The sequence below is a fragment of the Pseudoalteromonas sp. APC 3224 genome, from assembly GCF_030407535.1.
Lineage (GTDB): Bacteria > Pseudomonadota > Gammaproteobacteria > Enterobacterales > Alteromonadaceae > Pseudoalteromonas.
Map to the genome: position 1 here is coordinate 1 of NZ_JASDDF010000082.1, position 587 is coordinate 587.

The 587-nt window shown below is 29.1% G+C and carries 1 protein-coding gene; it reads right to left on the minus strand.

Features of this window, described 5'->3' with window-relative positions:
- Positions 1–255: 255 nt before the first annotated feature.
- A partial coding sequence (locus QL989_RS19140) for a hypothetical protein (protein ID WP_290171722.1) occupies positions 256–587 on the minus strand: 332 nt, incomplete at its 5' end.

Here is a 587-nt window from a genome sequence, read left to right on the forward strand (position 1 = left end):
GGCGTTACATCACTCATATAAACAACTTCCTTGTAGATATAAAATCAAAACAAATAAACTTTAACTATTGTACTTATTAATCAGTACTAAGTACTTAATAAAATTGAGGTAAAAATAAAAAACCTCAGCTTTTGAGTGAAAAGCTAAATAAAGCACAGCTGTTTGCTTGAGCGGAAATTTCTAATAGGTGCCCTTATTTTTAATATTCATAAACATAATTTGATGAATAAGAAGCGATGTAGAGGTAGGAAGAAATTATTTCTTATAAGCAGACTTTGCTAATATCAAACTGATGTAAAAAGTTAGTATAGATAACCCAAATAATAATAAAGATACAGACCAACCAAGAGGGCCTGTTTCACATCCGTTACTGTATTTACAAGCAATGGTATTCGGATCTAAGATGAATTGATAAGAAAACCATCCTAAAAATAATGAAAGAGCTAATAAAAGTAAGGCTAATATTATTTTTGACTGTATGGATTTTAACGTTGTTGACCCATTTTCGGATGGATATTTTCGTATCAGATACAAAAGAAAAAAGCATCCAATACCAAAGACTGTTAAGGTTAAACTATATAATATAT